Source organism: Dactylosporangium sp. NPDC000555 (assembly GCF_040300025.1).
GTDB lineage: Bacteria > Actinomycetota > Actinomycetes > Mycobacteriales > Micromonosporaceae > Dactylosporangium.
This window is the reverse complement of record NZ_JBEPDB010000014.1, coordinates 54,747-76,059: the sequence shown is the minus strand read 5'-3', so window position 1 is coordinate 76,059 and position 21,313 is coordinate 54,747. Positions and strand designations below refer to the sequence as shown.

Sequence of the window (21,313 nt, the reverse complement as noted above, 5' to 3'; positions counted from 1 at the left end):
GCGGCCAGGTAGCCCTGGCCGCCGTCAGTTGCCGCGCTCCGAGGTCATGGCGGCCCGCAGGCCCGCCGCGAGGATCTGCAGGTCCGACCCGACGATCAGGTACCCGGCCCCCGCCAGTCCCTGCGCGGAGGCCGCGTCCACGCTCGCGGACCAACCGCCGAATGCCGCCCCCGCCGCCCGCGCGGCCGACGCCACCAGCTCCACCTGCGCCGACAGCTCGCCGCTGGACGGCAGACCCAGGCTCACCGACAGGTCGGTGGTGCCGACGAACGCCACGTCCAGGCCGTGGAGCACGTCCGGCCATGGCTCGGCGATCGCGGTCTCGATCTGACCGACCAGCATCGGCGGAGCCTCGGCCTCCGAGCGCAAGAAAGCCCGCAGCGAGGCGGCGCCGAAACCGGCCACCCGGTTGGCGAGGCTGACCGATCGCTCGCCGGACGGGGCGAAGCGCGTCGCGGCCACCAGGCGACGCGCCTGCTCGGCGGTACGCAGCATCGACAGCTGGATGCCGACCGCCCCGTTCTCCAGAAGCCGCGCGATCAGCGCCGGCTCGACGGCCGGGACGCGGACCAGCGCCGGTATGCCACAGACATCCGCGTGCCGAACCAGGCCGATGGCGTCCGCCTCGGTGAGCGTCGAGTGTTCGAGGTCGACGACCACGAAGTCGAATCCCGCGTCCGCCGCCATTTCGACGACGTCGGCGTTGGCCAGCTTCACGAAGGTGCCGACCAGGCGGTGACCGGCCGCCAGTTCGGCCCTCAAGGCGCGCCGGTGTCCGTGGACCGAGCTCATGCCGAGACGCCGCCCCGCCACGGAACGGTCTGCACCCGGGCGCCGTTACGGATGACGATGGTCGGCTCGAAGCGCGGCGCGACGATGGAGTTGCCGGCCGCATCGGGCAGCTCGACCTCACTCGTCTCGGTCAGCACCGTGACGTCCGCCCGGCCACCGACCTCGAGCCGGCCGTAACCCTCGGCGTCCAGGCCGAGCAGGGCCGCGGGCGTGACCGTCGCGCGCCGGATGCACTCCTCGAACGGCGCGCCGAGCGCCACCAGCTTGGAGATGCTGGTGAGCAGGTCGAAGACCGGGCCGCGCCAGTTTCGGGCGCTGGTGTCCGAGCTGAGGACGTCGGGCAGGAAGCCGGCGCTGATCGCGCGCCTGGCCACCTCGAAGCTGAGGTTGCTCTTGCCGTGCGCCGAGTCGAACAGCACGCCGCGCTCGCGCGCCGCGATGACCTGGGGCAGCACGGCGTCGCCGTCGAGGATGCCGTGCGGCTTGCCGGTGTAGCAGTGCGCGACGACGTCGCCGGGGCGCAGGAAGTCCAGAACCACCGGCAGCGGCGCCTCGGTTTCGCCGATGTGCACCATCAGCGGCAGCCCGGCCTGCTCGGCGAGCACGATCGACTTCTTGAGCAACGCCTCCCAGTTGTGCCCGACGACATCCTCGGAGAGGCGAATCTTGAAGCCGCGCACTACATCCGGGTTCTCCGCCGCGGTCGCCAGAGCATCCTCGACCACGAGCGTGTCCGGGTTCATCAGCTCGCCGAAGCGGAAGTCGATGAGGCCGAGCACCGACACGTTGAGGAAGTTCACGATGCGCAGGTCGTTGCTCTCGACGACCAGCTTGCGGAATGCGGCGAACGTCGACGCCCCCGCCGTGCCCGCGTCGGCCACCGCGACGACGCCGCGACGCAGGTGGGCTTCCTCGGCGGGCGCTCCCACCTTGGACACGTGCTGGAAGATGTGGCTGTGCCCCTCGACCAGGCCGGGCACCACGGTCGAACCAGTGCAGTCCAGAACCTGTACGCCCCGCGCCGCCAGGTCCGGGCCGATCGCGCCGATCCGGGTGCCGCTGATCGCGACGTCGCTGCGCGTGTTGGTACCGGAGGCGGGATCCAGGACGGTGCCACCGGCAAGGACGAGATCGAACTTCGACAGACTTGGATCTGACACTTGGGGACCTCACAGGGTTCGCACGTTGCCGTGGCGGACAGGTAATGAATCAATGGGTGTGGCTTGCCGTTCAGCCCGCATCCGGGCGATCGCGCGATGGCGCCTCGACGGTCGTGACGAGCGGCAGGACGGGGCCGACCTCGATCCGGATCCGGTCACCGGGCCCGAGGTAGCTGCCGCGATCCTGTCCGGTGCCGGCGGGCGTGCCCGTCAGCACGACGTCGCCCGGCTCGAGCGCGGCGAACCAGGAGATGCGCGCCAGCAGGTCGGGCACGCTGAAGATCATGCCGTCGCTGGTGTCGTCCTGGCGCAGTTCGCCGTTGAGCCAGGTACGGATCGGGATGCGGTCGCGGTCGGCGAACTCGTCCACCGTGCACACCGAGGCACCGAGCGGATTGAAGCCCGGGAAGCTCTTGGCCAGCGTGGGCGCGGCCGTGGCACGCATGACGTCGCGCGCTGTCATGTCGTTCGCGGCGGTGATGCCGGCAACGCTCGGCCACACCTGCTCGGCAGCGGCGCGGTAGAGACGCCGGCCGATGACGATCGCGATCTCTCCCTCGTAGTCCATCTCGGCCGTCCGCCCGGTCGGGATCGCCACCTCGGCGTCCGGTGCCAGCACGGCCGACGGCGCACCGAGGTACAGGATCGGCTCACTCGGCAGGCCCCGGCCGGTATGCGCGGCCTTCGACCGATAGTTGAGTCCGACACCCCAGACCGACCGAGGCGTACCCAAGGGAGCGAGCAGCGCCGCGCCTTGCAGCGGCACGCGCTGACGCACCGGGCTCCGGGTCAGAACATCCAGCGATCCCGTTGCTTCGATGACCGCACCAACATGTGGAAACGGCGTGTCGAGGACGGCGATCTCGTCGTTCTCGACACGCCCGACGCCGAACACAGTAGACACCACCTGCACAGAGGTCATCTTTCAATGCGAGATGGCATCGTGTCAAGCGATACGCCAGGCGTGAGGGAGGGCACTGCGAACGAGCCCTCGACGCCGCCCGGATTCGGCGGCGGGAGGGCACGCAGAGCCATGGAAACGGCGTGTGAGCTGCACAGTTACATCCGAGTCAACGCCGGGCTGGTGCGCATGCCCCACGCCCGGGCGCGAACGACCGGGGTCGGGCCCGTCGCGCTGTGAGCCACGACCATTGATCGAAGCCGGTAAGCGTCCACTGTGGTCGGCAGCTTGCGGGCATGCTCAAGACTCGTCGCGGTGCCGTGAACCGTCGACGAGACCAACGGCCCGACGCCCTACAGGCGCCGGGCCGGGCATCCGGCGACTTCACGCGCCGGTCGAGCCTCCTCGACGATCGAGCGATGGTGACGGGTCGGAAAGCAGGGCCGCGTAGATGCGGCTGAATGCGACGAGCTGATCGACCGCGAGCGTCTCCCGGCGGGGATCGTCCGGCGAGCGACCGCTCTGCGGCCCGAGCCGCACCGTGTCGATGCCGTGTGTGCGCAGCACCACGCCATCGGTCGATCCGGTCCATCCGGCGATCGGGGGTGGCGCACCGCCGAACTCGGCCTGCCAGAGCCGCCGGGCGGCGCTCACGATGGGTGCGTCCCGCGGCGTGCCGGCCGCTGGGTGGAGCGGCTCGGCCGTGACGCCGACGGTGCAATCCCCGAGCGCGGTGCCGGCCATCGCGACCCGCAGACGGGCCTCGACCTCCGCGGCCAGGCGGACCGGCTCCTCCCCCGGCATGGTGACCACGTAGAGGTCCAGCCGCACCCGCGCGGGCAGGAGATCCGGCTTGGCGGTCGAGCCGGAGCGGATCGCGCCCACCCCGACCTGGGGGCCGATCTGCCCCGCCGGCGGGCGGCTGCCCAGGTAGCTGTCGCGCCAGGCGCTGACGGCGGCGAGGATCTGGCCCGCATACGCCGCGATACCCCCGGACGGTACCGCCGAATCGGGAGCCAGCGCCGCGCCGTAGCCGCCGGTGACCTCCACCCGCAGGTACAGCGCGCCGGGCTCCTCCCAGAGCACCGTGGGCGGCCCGCACTTGGCCACGATCGCGGCCGGCGGTCGCGGATGGTGAGCCAGGTACGCCAGCACGCCCGCGGACGCACCGCCGCGGCGATGCGTCCCCGAACCGGCGAGCAGAAGACTGCCACGGCGGGCGGTCACGAAACCGGCCAGTGCGGCCGCCGCGGGCCCCCGCGCCACGCCCAGCCCGAACCCGTCGACCCGGCCGTCCCGCACGCGCAACGGGCCGCAGCCGTCCGCCCGGCCGGTGATCGCGGCCTCGGACTCCGCCGCGTTCAGCGACGTGTCCAGGTGCGAGTACAGCAGCGGGCCGGCGCCGCAGGACGCCACCAGGTTCGCCCCCTCAGGCGAGTACCGCTGCACCGTCCAGGCGATGTCCGGCCACCGCGCGGCACACCAGTCCCGCAGCGCCATGGCGGCGGCGAGCTCGTGACCGTGCGGGGCCGGCGTCGCGTCCAGGACGCGCAGGACGTCGAGGACCTCGGTGCTCAGAAACGGCCCCAGTCGTCCGAGGCCGGGCGCCACACGTCGATGTTGCGCGGGTCGGCCGGCATCCTGCGGGGACGGTGGGTCTCGTGCTCCTCGGGGGTGAAGACCCGGTGCCGGTCGCACAGCTCGAAGCGCGGGCCGAACCGGAGATCGTGCATGTAGAACGCGATCGACGTCGACGCGGAGTGGTTGACGATGTCCGAGGCGATCGGCGCGCCCTTGTACAGCGCCCGCGCCCGCATCCGCATGACGTGATCCAGGCTCTTCATGGCGAAGCACAGGTGTGCCACGTAGTGCTCGGTGTTCTTCTGGATGGCGAGGCTGTGGTGGTAGCGGTCCTCGCACCGCAGGAACGTGGTGGAGCCGACGACGTAGTCGGAGTGCAGGAAGCCCAGCACGTTGGTGTAGAAGTCGAGGCTCTCCTCGTACCGCGAGGTCGCGATGAACGGGTGCACGAGGTCGAGCGGGCGGATCTCGATGTGCGGCGCCTCGGCGTACTCCTGGAACTCCGTGAACAGCTCGACGATGAGGCCGTCCGGGTCCTTGACGGCGAAGCCGTTGTCGCACAGCGCCGCCTGGCGTTCCTGCAGCGGCAGCACCTCCAGGCCGGCGTTGAGCACCCGCTTGCGCAGCTGTTCGAGAACCTCTTCGTTCTCGACGCTGTAGCCCACGGCCACGGTCCAGCCGTTCTCGCGCTCCGGCGCGTTGATCAGCTCGATCGAGTGGTGCTCGATGTCGGCGCGCAGGTACGCGTACTCGTCGGTGCGCTGCTCGAGCTGCAGCCCGACGTGGTACTCGAGGAAGTCGATGGTCGCCTGCATGTCGGGCACCTCGATGCGGGCGTACTCCATACCGTACGGGCCGCGCGGCCGCTCGCTCTTCGTCATCTGCAGTGCCCTTCTGGCGGCGGCCTCCGGCCGTTCGGTGTACTCGTAAGCCGTGATGGCCTGCTGGGCGATCACCGGCCGCCACGTCTCACGCACGAAGCTCTCGTGCGAGTCGCTGCGCAGGTAGCCGAGCAGGTCGTCGTTGGTGGCGAACTCGACGGACATGGCGTGCGTGAAGGTCGTGTCCCGGGTGCTGATGTTCTGGCCCATCGACCAGTTCCGCATCGCCGGGTAGCGGTCCGGGAACGTGGCGAGCGTCGCGAGCACCGACTCGCGGACCTCCGCGGGGACCTCGTCCTTGAACCGGAAGGAAAGCGTGTGCCTGATCATGGCGTCCCTAGAGAATGAAGCTCAGGCGCGCACCGGGCGGCAGCGCCTCATGCGTGAGGATGGACCGGCGCAGCCAGAAGCGCAGCCCGTCGTCCGTGGGCAGCAGGAGGTGCTCGTAGCGCCCGACGTAGGTGTCGAACTGCCCGTCACGCGCGCGGTGCACCACGAACGACGCGGTCACCCGGAGCTTGTCCTCGTGCGCGAACGCGCGCACGTTCGAGACGAGCCGGTGCGTGCGCGAGTGCGGGTTCTCGGCGTGCGCCTTGCGCGACTTGAGCCGCTTGACCCGGGCCTGCAGCAGATCGAAGTCGTCGTCGACGAACGAGCCGGACTCGTGCAACGACAAGCCGGTGTAGTCGGTGGTCGGGATCTCGTAGCGAGCGCCCTCCACGAACAGCGCCAGCCAGTCGTCATAGCGCCAGGCGTCCAGGATGTCGGCCTCCTCGTAGAGGAAGTCCTCCACCTGTGCCCGGCTCAGCGCGTGCCCGGCCACGGTCACCACGCCGTATTCGCCTACGGCTGTCATCGCACGTCCCGTCCTTCCAGGAAACTCGCCGGCCGCGTGCCGACGACCCGCAGCCCGTCGTCGATACCGGCGGCGCCGACCCAGTGCCGCCAGAACCCCCGCATCGCGCCTTCGTCGATCGATCTGCCCTGCACGCCCTTCACCTCGTCGACCATGCCGCGGGACATGTCGCTGAAGTCCAGTTCGCTGCGCCGTTCGCCGGCGGTGGCCTCGATGCCACGCTGCACCGCCTCGTACGCCTCGATGTCGTCGGGCGTCGCCAGGCCACCGGGGCCGACGAAACTGACAACCGTCTTCATCCGCAGCGCGCGGGAGGCCGGGTCCTCGACGCGGGGCACGAGCTGCCAGGCGCGCACGTCGGTCTGAGCGGCGCTGACCGGCTCGAGCTGGCGGATGGAGAGACCCTCGATGTCGAACAGGAGCAGATTCGGGAACACGAACAGGATGTGGCTCTCGTCGGCCACGTAGTGCGCGCGCCGCTCCCCGAGCCGCTCCGCCATCTCCTTGCGGTGGGCGTCGGTGCGCGCGCGCTCGTCCTCGCCGAACCGCGGCTCCCAGATCATGCTGATCCGCCCGCCGTGCCCGGTCAGCACGAGCAGCGAGTGGCCGTTGCCGAGGTTGTAGGCGTACTGGTCGTCGTCGGTGACCGCGAACCCGTTCTCGCGCAGGTACCCGACGAACGTGTTGTGCGTGGGAGAGAAGTGGTATCCGTCCATCGCGTTCTCGACCGCGAGCTTCCAGTTGCCCCGCACGCTGTACAGCTGTACGCCGGGGAGCGTCGTCATGCCACCGACGTGCTGCTGCTCGATCATGGTCATGTAGTCGGCCGCGTCGCCGAGATGCTCCAGCAGCGGCGGCACGTCCGGGTTGAAGGACACGAAGACGTAGCCCTCGTGAATCTCCAGGCGCGGTACGGCCCGCAGCTTCATGCTCTCGCGCAGGCCCTCACTGCCCTCGTACGCCGAGTCGTCCGGGATCGCGGCGACGTCGCCGTTGTTGCGGAACGTCCACGCGTGGTAGAAGCACTGGAACAGCTTGCTGGAACCTGCCGTCTCGCGGCACAGCACGGTGCCACGATGCGGGCACGAGTTCAGCCAGGCGCGCACCTCGCCGCCCGCGTCCCGGCAAAAGATCAACGGCCGCCCGGCGAGGGTGCGTACGATGAAGTCGTTCGGCTTGGCGATCTCGGTCTCGTGCCCGAGGTACAGCCAGTTCCGCAGCCAGACGTTGTCCCGTTCGCGGTCGAAGATCTCCGATGAGCGGTACGCCTCTCGGTTCACCCGGAACGTCAGCCGGTCCCAATCCTCGACGATCATCGGCATGCCTGCTCCGTCGCGACCCGCCTGCGGCATGGAGATCCGCTCCTTCGCTCGTTCAGATTATCATGCATCATGAGATGCCATCTCACAATGCGCTAAGACTGTCCCAGCCGACGAGGGGTGTCAAGACTAGCCCGCAAGCGCACCGAGGTGTTGACGAGACCAGGTCCGCTTGCCATTATGCGTCTCGCAATGAAAAACGGCATCTCGTCATGTGAAAACCGAGAGCGGAGGCTCCGACCATGCCGTACGTCATCACCTCGTCCTGCGTCGACGTCATGGACAAGTCCTGCCTCGAGGAGTGCCCCGTCGACTGCATCTACGAGGGCGACCGCATGATGTACATCCAGCCCGACGAGTGCGTCGAGTGCGGCCGCTGCGAGCCGGTCTGCCCGGAGGTATCGATCTTCCACCACGAGGACCTGCCCGAGCCGGTCCGGCAGTTCGAACGGATCAACGCGGAGTTCTTCACCGAGCTCGGCTCGCCGGGCGGAGCGCGCAAGGTCGGCCGGACCGGCGCCGACCACCCGGACGTGGCGTCATGAGTGGTACGGAGCGCAGCGGAGTGGCCACTCATCGGGGGCTCAGGTTCAGCTCATGCCGCTACCGGAGCGAAGCGGAGGTGACGGCATGACCAAACGCGAGGTTGACCTGCTCGTCGTGGGCGCCGGGCCGACGGGGCTGTACGCCACCTACTATGCGGGCTTTCGCGGGCTGAAGGTCGCGCTGCTCGACTCGCTGCCCGAGGTGGGCGGGCAGATCGCGGCGCTGTACCCGGAGAAGGCGATCTACGACGTGGCCGGCTTCCCGGCGGTGCGCGGCCAGGACCTGGTGGACGCCCTGTACGCCCAGGCGGCGCAGGCGGATCCAGTCCTGCTGCTCGGCAGCAGCGCCGTCTCGGTGCGCGAACACGACGAGGGTGTGGACGTCACGACCGACGCCGGTGAGGTGGTGCGCGCGAAGGCGTTGCTGATCACCGCCGGCATCGGCAACTTCACTCCCCGCCAGCTTCCCGTCGGCTCCGAGTACGCCGGTCGCGGGCTGCGCTACTTCGTCCCCCGGCTGGACGAGCTCGCCGGCCTCGACATCGTCGTCGTCGGCGGCGGGGACTCGGCACTGGACTGGGCGCTCGGCCTGGAGCCGATCGCCCGCAGCGTCACGCTGGTGCACCGCCGGGCGCAGTTCCGGGCGCACGAGCGCAGCGTCGAGCAGTTGCACGCCTCATCCGTGCGCGTGCTCACACCGTACGAGGTGCACAAGATCAGTGGCGAGGTCGCGGTCGAGGAGGTCGTCGTGACGACGCGCGCCGGCGATCAGCAGGTGCTGCCCGCGCAGGCGGTCGTCGCCGCGCTCGGCTTCATCGCCGACCTCGGGCCGATCGAGGGATGGGGGCTGGAACTGCGGCGCCGGCACATCCTCGTCGACCGCACCATGCGCACGAACCTCTCCCGCGTCTTCGCGGCCGGCGACATCGCCGACTACGACGGCAAGATCAAGCTGATCTCCATCGGCTTCGGCGAGGCCGCGCTCGCGGTCAACCACATCACCACCGTTGTCCGGCCGGGTTCGTCGGCCACCCCCGGCCATTCCTCGGACCTGTGATGCTGTGCTGACGAACACCCGATCGCCGTGCTACGACAGCGCCCGCATGCCGTACAACTGCTAGGCTACGACCACCAAAAACGACGCTGACCACCGAAAACGACGCTGCGGAGGGCTGAACCCCGGCTCCTGGGTCGTCGAGGTTGCTCGCGGGCCGTCGCGTCACATCACTTGTCGACAACCGACTGCCGGCGCTGCACCATTGAGACCATCGACGCGACTCTTGGAGCGGGACCGCGCGGCGCACCACCACCCCATGCGAGAACGATCCCGGATGATGCACGTGTATATAGTACTCCAGCACGCCGATCGCCAGGTGTCTGACGCCCGAATCGAGGACCGATGAGCCCGAGAACGACACAAGAGTCGGAATCCTCGGAATCCACCGCGGCACCGACGATTCAGACGGTGCAGCGTGCGGCCATTGTCCTGAGCTCATTCACCGTCAGCAAGCCGTATCTGAGCCTGAATGAGATCACCAGCCAGCTGGGCGCGAGCAAGGCGACGGCGCACCGCTACACCAAGGCCCTGCGGGCGGCCAACCTCCTGCGCTACGACGAGCGCACCGCGCTGTATTCACTCGGCCCGCAGGTATTGACGCTCGCGGGGGCGGCCCGAGCCGGGCTGCCGATCGTCGACGCGGCCGAGCCGTATATGGACCAATTGGTGAAGACGGTCGACGAAACCGTCGTGCTCAGCGTGTGGGACGGAGAAACGGCGACGGTCGTGCGCTCGGCCGACAACACCGACCACATCATAAGAATCGGTGTCCGATCCGGCGCGCGGCTCGATCTGACGAACTCCGCCCAGGGCCGGGTGTTCTGCACCTTCCTGCCCCGGGACCAGGTGCCCGGTCTGGCCAAGCACCTGCGCCGATCCCCCGGGCTGGAGCAGGAGCTCGAGGCCATCCGCAAGCACGGGCTGTCGCTGAACTCACCGGACATCAATGGCGTGCGGACCATCGCCGCGCCGATCTTCGAGGGTTCGTCCATCGTCGCCGCGATGGCCATCGTGGGCACGACGGTGAGCGTCTCGACCGACATCGACTCCCCTCAGGCACAGGCGCTGCTGGAGACGACCCGCGCCCTGTCCCAGCGGCTCGGCAACCCCGAATAGCCTTCCGACAAACTCGGACCAACACTGGTCCAGGGCTCGGCGGCGTGCGACGAGCACGCGGTTGAGCGAGGACATGCGGGGCCCGGGCGCGCCCTGACCGGTCCCCCGGCCGCCCGACGGCGGCCGCCCCGGCACGCCCTCGCCCCCTGTCCGTCACGCCGCCGCCCATTTCACCGACGATGTCGCCGACGGCGCCCGTGTGCTGCGTGGTTGCCGCACGCCCCGCACCGTCCGCCCGATTACTACCGCCGGTTCAGGAGTGGTTGATGGTCAACCCGTGGTTCGAATCCGTTGCCGAGGCCCAGCGCCGCGCCAAGAAGCGCCTGCCCAAGTCCGTCTACAGCGCGCTGGTCGCAGGCTCTGAACGCGGCGTGACCCTCGAGGACAACCAGGCCGCCTTCGCCGAGCTCGGCTTCGCGCCATATACCGCCGGGCAGCCCGCCGGCCGGGACCTGGCGACCCGCGTCATGGGCCAGGACATCGCACTGCCCGTGCTCATTTCGCCCACCGGCGTGCAGGCCGTCCACCCCGACGGCGAGGTCGCCGTCGCCCGGGCCGCCGCTGCCCGCGGTACCGCCATGGGGCTGAGCTCGTTCGCCAGCAAACCGGTCGAGGACGTCGTCGCGGCCAACCCGCGGACCTTCTTCCAGATCTACTGGTCGGGAACGAAGGACCAGATCCTGCGGCGTGTCGACCGGGCCCGCGCCGCCGGCGCCGTCGGTCTCATCGCCACGCTGGACTGGTCGTTCTCGATGGGACGCGACTGGGGCAGCCCGCACATCCCCGAGCGCATCACTCCCCGCGAGGCGTTGCGGTTCGCGCCCGAAGCGCTGGCCCGGCCACGCTGGCTGAAGAACTTCGCCAGGACCGGCCGCATCCCCGACCTCACCGTTCCCAACATGCAGGAGCCCGGGCAGCCGGCGCCGACCTTCTTCGGCGCTTACGGAGAGTGGATGCACACACCGCCACCGTCGTGGGACGACGTGGCCTGGCTGGGCAAGGAGTGGGGCGGGCCGTTCATGGTCAAGGGCATTACCCGTATCGACGAGGCGAAACGAGCGGTCGACGCCGGCGCGACCGCGATCTCGGTCTCCAATCACGGCGGCAACAACCTCGACGGCACCCCGGCGACGATCCGCATCCTGCCGTCGATCGCCCAGGCCGTCGGCGACCAGATCGAGGTGCTGCTCGACGGCGGCGTCCGCCGCGGCAGCGACGTCGTCAAGGCCCTCGCCCTCGGCGCCCGCGCCGTCATGATCGGCCGCGCCTATCTGTGGGGTCTGGGCGCCAACGGCCAGGCCGGCGTCGAGAACGTCCTCGACGTGCTGCGCTCCGGCATCGACTCCGCGCTCATGGGCCTGTGCCGCGCTTCCGTTCACGACCTGACACCCGATGACGTTCTCACGCCCGACGGCTTCGCCGCCGTCCTCGGAGGAGCCCGATGACTTCGACGTTGAAGCCCACCCAGCAGCTTGACCGTGTGGTCATCCGCATCGCCGGCGACTCCGGCGATGGGATGCAGCTCACCGGCGACCGCTTCACCCAGGAGACGGCGGTCTTCGGCAACGACCTGTCGACGTTGCCGAACTTCCCGGCGGAGATCCGCGCGCCGCAGGGGACCCTGGCCGGCGTCTCGTCGTTCCAGCTGCACTTCGCCGACCACGACATCCTCACCCCGGGCGACCGGCCGGACGTCCTCGTCGCGATGAACCCCGCGGCCCTCAAGGCCAACCTGGGCGACGTGCCGAAGGGCGGCACGCTGATCCTCGACAGCCATGACTTCACCAAGCGGGCGCTGGCCCGGATCGGATGGGCGTCGAACCCCCTCGAGGACGGCACGCTGGACGGCTACACCGTGCACGCGGTCGACCTGACCCAGCTGACCCTGGACGCCCTCGCCGGCGCCGAACTGTCCCGCAAGGACGCCGGCCGGTCGAAGAACATGTTCGCCCTGGGGTTGCTGTCGTGGATGTACTCCCGCCCCACGGAGGGGACGCTGAACTTCATCCGGCAGAAGTTCGCGAGCAGGCCGGCGATCGCCGAGGCGAACATCACCGCGTTCAAGGCGGGATGGAACTACGGCGAGACGACCGAGACGTTCGCCGTCGCCTACGAGATCAAGCCCGCGACGCTGCCAGCCGGCACGTACCGCAACATCTCCGGCAACCTGGCGCTGTCGTACGGCCTGATCGCCGCGGCGCGGCGGGCCGGGCTGCCGATGTACCTGGGCGCCTACCCGATCACGCCGGCGTCGGACATCCTGCACGAGCTGAGCAAGCACAAGCGGTTCGGTGTACGCACCTTCCAGGCCGAGGACGAGATCGCCGGCATCGGCGCGGCGCTCGGCGCGGCCTTCGGCGGGGCGCTGGCGGTCACCACCTCGTCCGGGCCGGGCATCGCGCTCAAGGCCGAGACCATCGGCCTGGCCGTGTCCCTGGAGCTGCCGCTCGTGGTCGTCGACGTGCAGCGCGGCGGCCCGTCCACCGGCCTGCCGACCAAGACCGAGCAGTCGGACCTGCTGCAGGCGATGTACGGCCGCAACGGTGAGGCGCCGGTGCCCGTCGTAGCCGCCCAGTCGCCGGGGGACTGTTTCTACGCCGCGCTCGAGGCGGCGCGGATCGCGCTGACGTACCGCACCCCGGTGTTCCTGCTCACCGACGGCTATCTCGCCAACGGCTCCGAACCGTGGCAGGTGCCCACGCTGGCGGAGCTGCCGGATCTGACCGTCGAGTTCGCCACCGAGCCGAACGGGCCGGACGGCACGTTCCTGCCGTACCTGCGCGACCCGCAGACGCTGGCCCGGCCGTGGGCGGTGCCCGGCACCGCGGGGCTGGAGCACCGGGTCGGCGGCATCGAGAAGGCGGACAAGACCGGCAACATCAGCTACGACCCGGACAACCACGACTTCATGGTCCGGACCCGGCAGGCGAAGGTCGACGCGGTCGCGGCCTCCCTGCCGCCGCTGGTCGTCGACGACCCGACCGGCGACGCCCGGGTGCTGGTGGTCGGGTGGGGCTCCACCTACGGCCCGATCGGCGCGGCCTGCCGGCAGGTCCGCGGGAGCGGTCTGCCGGTCGCGCAGCTCCACCTGCGGCATCTCAACCCGTTCCCGGCCGACCTCGGCGCGATCCTGGCCCGCTACGACAAGGTCGTGATCCCCGAGATGAACCTGGGCCAGCTCGCCACCCTCATCCGCGCGCGCTACCTCGTCGACGCGATCAGCGTCACCCAGATCCGTGGCCTGCCGTTCAAGGCCGACGAACTCGCCGACATGTTCCAGAAAGTGATCTCGAATGGCTGACACAGCCCACGGCCCGGGCCCGAGTGGCCTTTCGCTCGGCCTGAAGCCGAAGGACTTCAAGACCGACCAGGAGGTCCGCTGGTGCCCCGGCTGCGGTGACTACGCGATCCTCGCGGCCGTGCAGGGCTTCATGCCCGAGCTGGGCATCCCGCGCGAGGACATCGTGTTCGTGTCCGGCATCGGCTGCTCCAGCCGGTTCCCGTACTACATGAACACCTACGGCATGCACTCCATCCACGGGCGCGCGCCGGCGATCGCCACCGGCCTGTCCACGTCCCGTACCGACCTGTCGGTGTGGGTCGTCACCGGGGACGGCGACGCGTTGTCGATCGGCGGCAACCACCTCATCCACGCGCTGCGCCGCAACGTCAACCTCAAGATCCTGCTGTTCAACAACCGGATCTACGGGCTGACGAAGGGGCAGTACTCCCCCACCAGCGAGATCGGCAAGATCACCAAGTCGACGCCGATGGGGTCGCTGGACAACCCGTTCAACCCCGTCTCGGTCGCCCTCGGCGCGGAGGCCACGTTCGTCGCGCGCACCCTCGACAGCGACCGCAAGCACCTGCAGTCGGTGCTGCGCGCCGCCGCCGAGCACTCCGGCACGGCGCTGGTCGAGATCTACCAGAACTGCAACATCTTCAACGACGGCGCGTTCGACCTGCTCAAGGACGCCGAGACCCGCGACGACTGGACCATCCGCCTCGAGCACGGACAGCCGCTGCGCTTCGGCAAGAACGGCGAGAAGGCCGTGCTCTGGGGCGAGCACGGCACGCTCGCGATCGAGCACGACGTGGCCGCCGACGACCCACGGGTCGTCGTGCACGACGCCCACGCCGACAACCCCTCGTTCGCCTTCGCCCTGTCCCGGCTGTCGCTCGACTCCCGCTACACCCCGATGGGCGTGTTCCGCTCCGTCGAGCGCCCCACCTACGACCAGGCCATGGCCGCCCAGCTGAAGGCCGCGGCGGCGAAGGCGCCCGGCGACGACGACGCGCTGCAGAAGCTGCTGCTCGGCAACGACACCTGGGCCGTCGCCTGAAACGGCCGCACAACGTCGAGAGCTGCCGACCGGTTCGCCGGTCGGCAGCTCTCGTTTTGGTCCGTGTGACTCCGCGCCGCGGATCGGGTCAGTCGCGCTCGCCCAGGACCGCGTCCAGCTCCAGCTTGGCGAGGAGATCCGCGCGCGGCGGAACGAAGAAGTCGATGTTCACGCAGGGACCCTCGGTGGGCTCCACGTAGTGCTCGGCGCCGCGCGGCACGAGCAGGAACGACCCGGCCCGCATGTCGTTCGCCACGCCGTCGACGTAGTAGTTGCACCGGCCGGACTCGATGAAGACGAGCTGGTCGAAGTCCTCGTGTGCGTGGGGGTTGACCTCCATGCCCACCTCCAGCTCGTGGTGCCCGATCAGCACCTCGTCGGTGGCGAAGATGCGCCGCCGCACGCCGGGCCGGATCTCCCGCTGCGGTATGTCGGCCCAGTTGACCACCTTGCCGAACAGCGCGGGATTCAGTGGCGACATCAGGCTTCCTCCTCGATGAGCTTGGCGGCGTTGCCGCGGGCGACGGCGGTGCCGTCGCCCGCGTTGCGTCAGAGGTCGAGGACCAGCCGCTGCGACTGGGCGCGGCTCACGCAGATCATCATCGTCGCGCTGGCCTCCCGCTCGGTCTCCGTCAGCACCTCGTCCCGGTGATCGGGCGTGCCGGACAGCACGCGGGTCTCGCAGGAGCCGCAGAAGCCCTTCTCGCAGTCGTAGGCGATGCCGGGTATCGCGGCGCGCACGACGTCGATCAGCCGCTTGTCGACGGGGATGTCGAGCACGACGCCCGACTTGGCCAGCTCCACCTGGAACGGCGTGTTGTCCTCGGTGGAGGCGATCCTCGCCTCTTGTTCGTCGCTGGCGGCGAACCGCTCGACGTGCAGCTGATCCCGCACGCCGAGTTCGTCGCACAGTTGCTGGACCGCGGTGATCATCGCGCTGGGGCCGCAGCAGTAGATCGCCGTCCCCGGCGCGGAACCCTGGATCGCCGCACGGAAGTCAGGAAGCCCGTGCTGGTCCTGGGCGACGAGGGCACGCTGGGCCTCGGGCAGGGTCTCCAGCTCCGCACGGAACGCCATGGAGCTATGCGTCCGGCCTCCGTAGACGAGCTTCAGGTTCTTGCCCCGGTGCGTCAGCGAACGCGTCATGGCGAGGATCGGCGTGATACCGATGCCCCCGGCGAGCAGAAGGTAGTCCTCGGCCTCGACGAGCGGGAAGTGGTTGCGCGGTCCACGGACCGTCAGGGTCCGCCCCGGCGTCGCGATCTCGTGGAACTCGGCCGATCCTCCGCGGCCGGCCTCCTCGTGCAGCACCGCGATCTCGTAGGTCTGCCGGTCCGCGGGGGTGCCGCACAGCGAGTACTGCCGGAGCCGCCCGGACGGCAGCCTGATCTCAAGGTGCGCACCGGGCTGCCAGGCGGGCAGCTCGGCGCCGTCGACAGAGCGCATCGTCACCCTGACCACGCGATCGGCCACGCTCTCCACGGCCTCGAGCACCACGTCGAACGTTCCCGCCTGGCGTGGCGCGGCGGACGAGACCGTGGCGGCTGCGGCACCGACGCGCGTCCCCGGGGTGAACTCCGCCGGGATGACGTCCCAGCCCATGTGGTTGCCGCGCGACGGGTAGCCGACGAGCCCGTCGCGGTTCACGCGGTAGTCGGGAATCCGGGTCAGGATCTGGTAGATCATCTCCTGGAACATCGCGCGGGCGAGGTGCGCACCCGGGCACCGGTGCGTGCCGGTACCGAACGCCAGATGCCTGCTGGCGTCCCGATCGAGCTGGACCTGGTCCGGGTTGGTGAACACCGCCGGGTCGTGGTTCGCGGCGAACCACGGCACCAGGATCCGCTCGCCGGCCTTGACCGGGCAGCCGCCGAGCTCCGTGTCCGCGGTCACCGTGCGGGCCATCGCCGTCACCGGACCGTACCGGCGCAGAAACTCGTCCGTCCCGTCGATCAGCAGGTCGGGGGCGTCGATGAGCTGCTGGCGCATGTCCCGGTGCTCATCGAGGTGGACGAGCACCGAACCGGTCAACGACGTCGTCGTGTCGACCCCGCCGGAGACCGCGATGCCGATCACGGAGAGCAGTTCGGCGTCGGTGAACTCGGACCCGTCCGCCTTGCGCTGCGCGACCAGCACGCTGATGGCGTCGTCCTGCGGGTTCGCGCGGCGCTCCGTGATGAGCTCGGCGATCCGCTGCTCCATGTAGATGACGCCCTCGATCGCCTTCGCGGCTCGCTCGCTGCCCGGCTCGGACGTGAACACGTCGTGGATCGGGCGACCGATGCGGACCCAGTCCTCTTCCGGGAACCCGAGCCAGTCGAGCGTGACGGCGCTGGGCAGCGGATTCGTCAGCTCACGGACAAGATCCGCGCTACCCTTCTCGATGAACCCGTCGACGATGCGCGTCGCGTGCCGGGCGATCATCGGCCGGAGCTCGTCCACTGCGGCGGGCGACAGGATCAGGTCGAGGAGGCGGCGATACTCCAGCGTGTCCGGCGGATCCATCTCGAGCGGATACTGGAGGTGCTCGCCGAACGGCCCGCTCGGGATCACGATCGCGGTTCCGCTGAGATTGCCCGCCGCGCGGGTCGACGAGAACAGCGCGTCGTTGCGGGCTACCTGGAAGACGTCGGCGTAGCGAGCGAGGTAGACGTAGCCCGACTCATGGGCCGTGGATCTGCCGACGGGGCACTTCTCCCGAAACGCCGCGTAGTAACCGACGATGTCGTCGCGACATTCGGGTGAGTGGTGATCGAACATCTCATCTGCTGGCATGACCTGTCCTCGGTGTGCATGGCCGCCATTTCAACCGCGGGAGCAACGTAACAGCGTTTCACAGGACGAGTCAACGTCTCGCATTGCGAAGCGCAGGAAGCTGCCTTAGTGTCTGTTCGGCACCCCCTGCGCGGCACCTCCACAGGGCCATTCGAGGTGACCACCGACCATCCGACTGACGTCACCGACGGAACCGACGACGAGGATAGGGCTCCAATGCGAACCAAAGGCGCAATCATACGCAATGCACCCGGCCCTTACGAGGTGGTCGACCTCGAGGTCGAGGATCCGCGCGAGGGAGAGATCCAGGTCAGGATGGTCGCGGCGGGCCTGTGTCACTCCGATGACCACGTCGCCGTCGGCGACTCTCCCGTGGCCATCTACCCCTTTGCCGTTGGCCACGAGGGAGCCGGCGTCGTCACCAAGGTCGGCCCCGGCACGACCGGTCTGAGCGAGGGCGACCACGTCGTCATGTCCTTCCTCCCGGCGTGCGGACGCTGCCGGTGGTGCTCCTCGGGCATGCAGAACCTGTGCGACGACGGCGCGCTGGTGTGGATGCCACCCGTCACTCCGCGCCTGCGCATGGCCGATTCGGGCGCGCCGGTCGGACAGATGTGCGGCGTCTCCACGTTCACCGAGACGACGACCATCTCCGCGCGGTCCGCGGTCAAGGTCCCGAAGGACCTTCCGCTCGACAAGGCGTGCCTGGTCGGGTGCGGCGTGGCCACCGGCTGGGGTGCCGCGGTCAACTCCGCGCGGGTTCGTCCCGGCCAGGTCGTCATCGTGATGGGGATCGGCGGCATCGGGATCAACGCCGTCCAGGGAGCCGTCCACGCGGGAGCGACGACGATCATCGCGGTCGACCCGATCGCGTTCAAGCGCGAGCAGTCGAAGCGGTTCGGTGCCACGCACGCCGTCGCGACCATGGACGAAGCCACCGAGCTCGCTCGGCAGTTCAGCAACGGTCAGGGTGCGGACTCGGCCATCGTGACGGTGGGCGTCGTCCGCTCCGAGCACATCGGCCAGGCCTTCTCCGCCATCCGTAAAGGCGGCACGGCCGTGGTCACCGGCCTGGGCAACAACGCCGACACCGGGATTCCCGTCAACCTCGCCGAGCTCACCCTGTATCAGAAGCGGCTGCAGGGCTCGCTGTTCGGCGAGTGCAACCCGGCGTGGGACATCCTGAACCTGCTCGACATGTACCGGGCCGGTTCGCTTCGCCTCGACGAGATCATCACCAGGACGTACCGGCTCGACGAGATCGGTCAGGGCTACGAGGACATGCACGCCGGCGTCAACCTTCGCGGCGTCGTCCTGTTCGACTGACGCGGATCGTCGGCTCGGCGCGGCAGGACCGCGTTGGCGGCCGTTCAGGTGATTTCGATGATCCGGTTCTCCCAGGCCCAGACGGCGATTTCGGTGCGGTTGCGCAGGCTGAGCTTGGTCTGGATGGTCGAGACGTGGCTTTTCACCGTGCTCAGGGCGATGAACAGCTCGGCGCCGATCTCCAGGTTGGTCCGGCCGCGTGCGATCTCCCGGACCACCTCGATTTCGCGTTCCGACAGCGACGGCAGCGACTTGCCGGGGCCTGCTGCCGGCGTGGTCAGGTGGCGCAGCAGCCGGACGGTGACAGACGGGGAGACGAGCGCGTCGCCGTTGTGGGCGGCGCGTACCGCCTCGACGAGCAGGGCTGGGCCGGCGTCCTTGAGGATGAAACCGGCCGCGCCGCCGCGCAGCGCTCCGTACACGTACTCATCGAGGTCGAACGTGGTGACCACGATGACCCGCATCGGGTGGGTGACGCCGGGCCCGGCGAGTGCCCGGGTCACCTCGATGCCGTCGAGCCGGGGCATGCGGATGTCCACCAGGCAGACGTCGGGGCGCAGCCGGCGGGCCTGGGCGATCGCATCGACACCGTCCGACGCCTCGGCGATGACGCTGATGTCCGGCTGGTCCTCGAGGATGAGCCGCAGGCCACTACGGATCATCGCCTGGTCGTCGGCGATCAGGACGCGGATGGTCATCGCGACCGTCCATCGTGCATCGGCAGGGTGGCCAGGATCGACCAGCCGGCGTGGGGGCGGCGACCGGCGTGGAGCGTACCGCCGAGCGTTTCGACGCGTTCGCGCATGCCGATCAGGCCATACCCGCCGCGGTGGGAGGCGCGGGCGGGGCCAGCATGGCCGTCGCCGGCACGCTCAGCGCGCTGTTGACCTGGGCGGCGGACCCGGTCGACCAGGTGGCCGACGACCGGTTCAGCGCGATCCTGTTCGGTGCGCGCGGTGTCGTGCCCATCGGTTATGCCGCATTCGGCTTCGTCTTCGGCGCCATCACCGGGCTGCTGATCCGGCGCACCCTGCCGGCGATGGCGTTGGTGTTCCTGGCCGTGATCGCGGTGCAGTTCGCCGTGCCAAACCTGCTGCGACCGCACTACATGCCCACCGAGCGGGTCACCGTACCGATGAGTGCCGACGCCATCAACCAAGCCCGGTCGCTGGGCAGCATTACCGGCGGGCCGGTCATCGGAGGAATCCAGATACCGGACGCCTGGGTCACCGACACCAGCAAGTTCCTGACCTCTGACGGCCGCCAACTCTCTGACGCCGCCTTCAACGAGTGTTTCGACAAGGCCCCGAAGACCGGCGCTACCGGTCTGTTCGGTGACACCGCGGTATGTCTCGGCAAGCTCGACCTCCACGTCGACCTGACCTACCAGTCCAACCGGCGGTTTTGGCCCTTCCAGTGGATCGAGCTGGGGTTGTATCTCGGGTTCAGCGCGCTGCTCGCGACGGTCGGCCTGTGGCGCGTCCAGCGCCGGGTCAGCTAAAGCCTGTTTCATACCCAAGCGAGCGGGAGGCGACCAGATGGTCAAGCCTCCCGCTCGCTTCTCGTCGCTCGCTATCGGGATGGGGCGAAGGGCTGGCCGAGGGCCAAGGGTTGGTGCATCCGCCTGCCCAGCAGCGCCAGCGAGACCACCGCGAGCAGGTACGGTGCGGCGACGAGCAGCTGCGGCGACGGCGTGAGGCCGATCGCGGGCAGCGCGAGCTGCAGCCCCGCGGCGACGCCGAAGAGGACACAGGCCGCGACCACGCCCCGCAACATCCACCCGCCGAAGATCACCGCGGCGATGACGATGTACCCGCGCCCGGCCGTCATGCCGGACGTGAAGGAACTCGCCTGGAACACCGACAGGAAGGCTCCGCCGGCACCCGCGCACAACCCGCAGAACAACAGTGCCTGACGCCGCCGGGCATTCACCTTGATACCGGTCAGGTCGCTCGCGACCGGATCGTCGCCGGCACCGCGAATCTCCAGGCCCCACCGGGTGCGCCAGGCGGCCCAGACCGCGATGATCAGCAGTGGGATGATGTAGACGACCCACGGCTGGTCGAAGAGCGGCTTGCCGACGACGGGGATGTCCGCCAATCCGGGGATGCGCAGGTTCGACACCTTCGGGAGGTCGAACGCCGTCGTCGTCAGCAGATAGTTCGTCACGCCCAGCACCAGTACGTTGAGGGACAGACCGACGACGTAGGTGTTGAGCTGCAGCCGATGGCTCAGGTTGCCGTGGATGACGGCCACCACGGCGCCGGCCAGGATGCCGAGCAGGAGACCGACCAACGGCGAACCCGACGCCGAGGCGCCGAACGCGCCGAAGAACGCCGCGGCGAGCATCATTCCCTCGACGGAGAGGTTGAAGGCTCCCGCACGCTGGGCGACGTACTCCCCGAGGCCCGCGAACAGCAGCGGCACCGCGAGCGGCACCGACACGGCCAGAATCGTCTGGATATCAACCGCCACACTCATGCCCTCTCCTCCGCTTCGCTCCCCCGAGCGCATGAGTTCCTACTGAGCCTCCGATGAGTGGCCCCTACGCTCCGCTCCAGACCACTCATGCCCTCTCCTCCGCTTCGCTCCCCCGAGCGCATGAGTTCCTACTGAGCCTCCGATGAGTGGCCCCTACGCTCCGCTCCAGACCACTCATGC

The 21,313-nt window shown here is 69.4% G+C and carries 18 protein-coding genes and 1 pseudogene; 8 read left to right on the top strand and 11 right to left on the bottom strand.

Annotated features, from left to right (window positions below):
* Positions 1 to 24: 24 nt before the first annotated feature.
* The 7 genes from ABT297_RS12135 to ABT297_RS12105 all read right to left on the bottom strand — a co-directional run bounded on the left by ABT297_RS12135 (position 25) and on the right by ABT297_RS12105 (position 7,493).
* Positions 25 to 762, bottom strand: a complete 738-nt coding sequence (locus ABT297_RS12135) for an HpcH/HpaI aldolase family protein (protein WP_350547945.1) — start codon at positions 760 to 762, stop codon at positions 25 to 27.
* 26 nt (positions 763 to 788) lie between these two features.
* Complete coding sequence (locus ABT297_RS12130; RefSeq protein ID WP_350547943.1) at positions 789 to 1,952, bottom strand: amidohydrolase family protein; 1,164 nt, start codon at positions 1,950 to 1,952, stop codon at positions 789 to 791.
* A 70-nt stretch (positions 1,953 to 2,022) separates the two neighbouring features.
* Entirely contained in the window at positions 2,023 to 2,874 is an 852-nt protein-coding gene (locus ABT297_RS12125; RefSeq protein ID WP_350547941.1) for a fumarylacetoacetate hydrolase family protein, read from the bottom strand.
* Between the two features lie 363 nt (positions 2,875 to 3,237).
* A complete protein-coding gene (locus tag ABT297_RS12120) occupies positions 3,238 to 4,464 on the bottom strand; it encodes a hypothetical protein (RefSeq protein ID WP_350547939.1) in 1,227 nt (408 codons plus the stop codon).
* Positions 4,428 to 5,645: a Dabb family protein gene (locus ABT297_RS12115; RefSeq protein WP_350547937.1), complete on the bottom strand. Its 1,218-nt coding sequence runs from the start codon at positions 5,643 to 5,645 to the stop codon at positions 4,428 to 4,430. Before ABT297_RS12115 ends, ABT297_RS12120 begins: the two co-directional genes overlap by 37 nt.
* A 7-nt stretch (positions 5,646 to 5,652) precedes the next feature.
* Positions 5,653 to 6,171, bottom strand: a complete 519-nt coding sequence (locus ABT297_RS12110) for an aromatic-ring-hydroxylating dioxygenase subunit beta (protein ID WP_350547935.1) — start codon at positions 6,169 to 6,171, stop codon at positions 5,653 to 5,655.
* Entirely contained in the window at positions 6,168 to 7,493 is a 1,326-nt protein-coding gene (locus ABT297_RS12105; RefSeq protein ID WP_350547933.1) for an aromatic ring-hydroxylating oxygenase subunit alpha, read from the bottom strand. The genes ABT297_RS12110 and ABT297_RS12105 overlap by 4 nt, the downstream gene beginning before the upstream one ends.
* A gap of 239 nt (positions 7,494 to 7,732) precedes the next feature.
* Between ABT297_RS12105 and fdxA the strand changes: the two genes are divergently transcribed.
* From fdxA to ABT297_RS12075, 6 genes and pseudogenes are all read left to right on the top strand, one after another.
* Entirely contained in the window at positions 7,733 to 8,035 is a 303-nt protein-coding gene (fdxA, locus tag ABT297_RS12100; RefSeq protein WP_350547931.1) for a ferredoxin, read from the top strand.
* 85 nt (positions 8,036 to 8,120) lie between these two features.
* Positions 8,121 to 9,092: an NAD(P)/FAD-dependent oxidoreductase gene (locus tag ABT297_RS12095; RefSeq protein WP_350547929.1), complete on the top strand. Its 972-nt coding sequence runs from the start codon at positions 8,121 to 8,123 to the stop codon at positions 9,090 to 9,092.
* Positions 9,093 to 9,500: 408 nt separating this feature from the next.
* Positions 9,501 to 10,208, top strand: coding sequence for an IclR family transcriptional regulator (locus ABT297_RS12090; RefSeq protein ID WP_350547927.1), 708 nt, complete (start codon positions 9,501 to 9,503; stop codon positions 10,206 to 10,208).
* 266 nt (positions 10,209 to 10,474) lie between these two features.
* Positions 10,475 to 11,653, top strand: a complete 1,179-nt coding sequence (gene mftD, locus ABT297_RS12085) for a pre-mycofactocin synthase MftD (protein ID WP_350547925.1) — start codon at positions 10,475 to 10,477, stop codon at positions 11,651 to 11,653.
* The gene (locus tag ABT297_RS12080; protein WP_350547923.1) at positions 11,650 to 13,509 is read left to right on the top strand and encodes a 2-oxoacid:acceptor oxidoreductase subunit alpha; all 1,860 of its coding nucleotides are present in this window, start codon (positions 11,650 to 11,652) and stop codon (positions 13,507 to 13,509) included. The genes mftD and ABT297_RS12080 overlap by 4 nt, the downstream gene beginning before the upstream one ends.
* Positions 13,502 to 14,252, top strand: a pseudogene (locus ABT297_RS12075) (2-oxoacid:ferredoxin oxidoreductase subunit beta); the annotation flags it as partial. The gene ABT297_RS12080 and the pseudogene ABT297_RS12075, both read left to right, overlap by 8 nt.
* A gap of 387 nt (positions 14,253 to 14,639) precedes the next feature.
* Here ABT297_RS12075 and ABT297_RS12070 read toward each other — a convergent pair.
* Positions 14,640 to 15,032 carry a cupin domain-containing protein gene (locus tag ABT297_RS12070; protein WP_350547919.1) on the bottom strand — a complete coding sequence of 131 codons (393 nt, stop codon included), beginning with the start codon at positions 15,030 to 15,032 and terminating at the stop codon, positions 14,640 to 14,642.
* A gap of 68 nt (positions 15,033 to 15,100) precedes the next feature.
* Positions 15,101 to 17,326, bottom strand: coding sequence for a cytochrome P450/oxidoreductase (locus ABT297_RS12065; protein ID WP_350547917.1), 2,226 nt, complete (start codon positions 17,324 to 17,326; stop codon positions 15,101 to 15,103).
* A 216-nt stretch (positions 17,327 to 17,542) separates the two neighbouring features.
* Here ABT297_RS12065 and ABT297_RS12060 point away from each other — a divergent pair, with 216 nt between their 5' ends.
* The gene (locus ABT297_RS12060) at positions 17,543 to 18,652 is read left to right on the top strand and encodes an NDMA-dependent alcohol dehydrogenase (RefSeq protein WP_350547914.1); all 1,110 of its coding nucleotides are present in this window, start codon (positions 17,543 to 17,545) and stop codon (positions 18,650 to 18,652) included.
* A gap of 44 nt (positions 18,653 to 18,696) precedes the next feature.
* Here the strand turns inward: ABT297_RS12060 and ABT297_RS12055 are convergent, their stop codons facing one another.
* Positions 18,697 to 19,350: a response regulator gene (locus tag ABT297_RS12055; RefSeq protein WP_350547912.1), complete on the bottom strand. Its 654-nt coding sequence runs from the start codon at positions 19,348 to 19,350 to the stop codon at positions 18,697 to 18,699.
* 50 nt (positions 19,351 to 19,400) lie between these two features.
* Between ABT297_RS12055 and ABT297_RS12050 the strand changes: the two genes are divergently transcribed.
* Entirely contained in the window at positions 19,401 to 20,153 is a 753-nt protein-coding gene (locus tag ABT297_RS12050; RefSeq protein ID WP_350547910.1) for an ABC-2 membrane transporter-related protein, read from the top strand.
* Between the two features lie 71 nt (positions 20,154 to 20,224).
* Here ABT297_RS12050 and ABT297_RS12045 read toward each other — a convergent pair whose 3' ends face one another.
* Positions 20,225 to 21,133, bottom strand: a complete 909-nt coding sequence (locus tag ABT297_RS12045) for an ABC transporter permease (protein WP_350547908.1) — start codon at positions 21,131 to 21,133, stop codon at positions 20,225 to 20,227.
* Between the last annotated feature and the right edge of the window lie 180 nt (positions 21,134 to 21,313).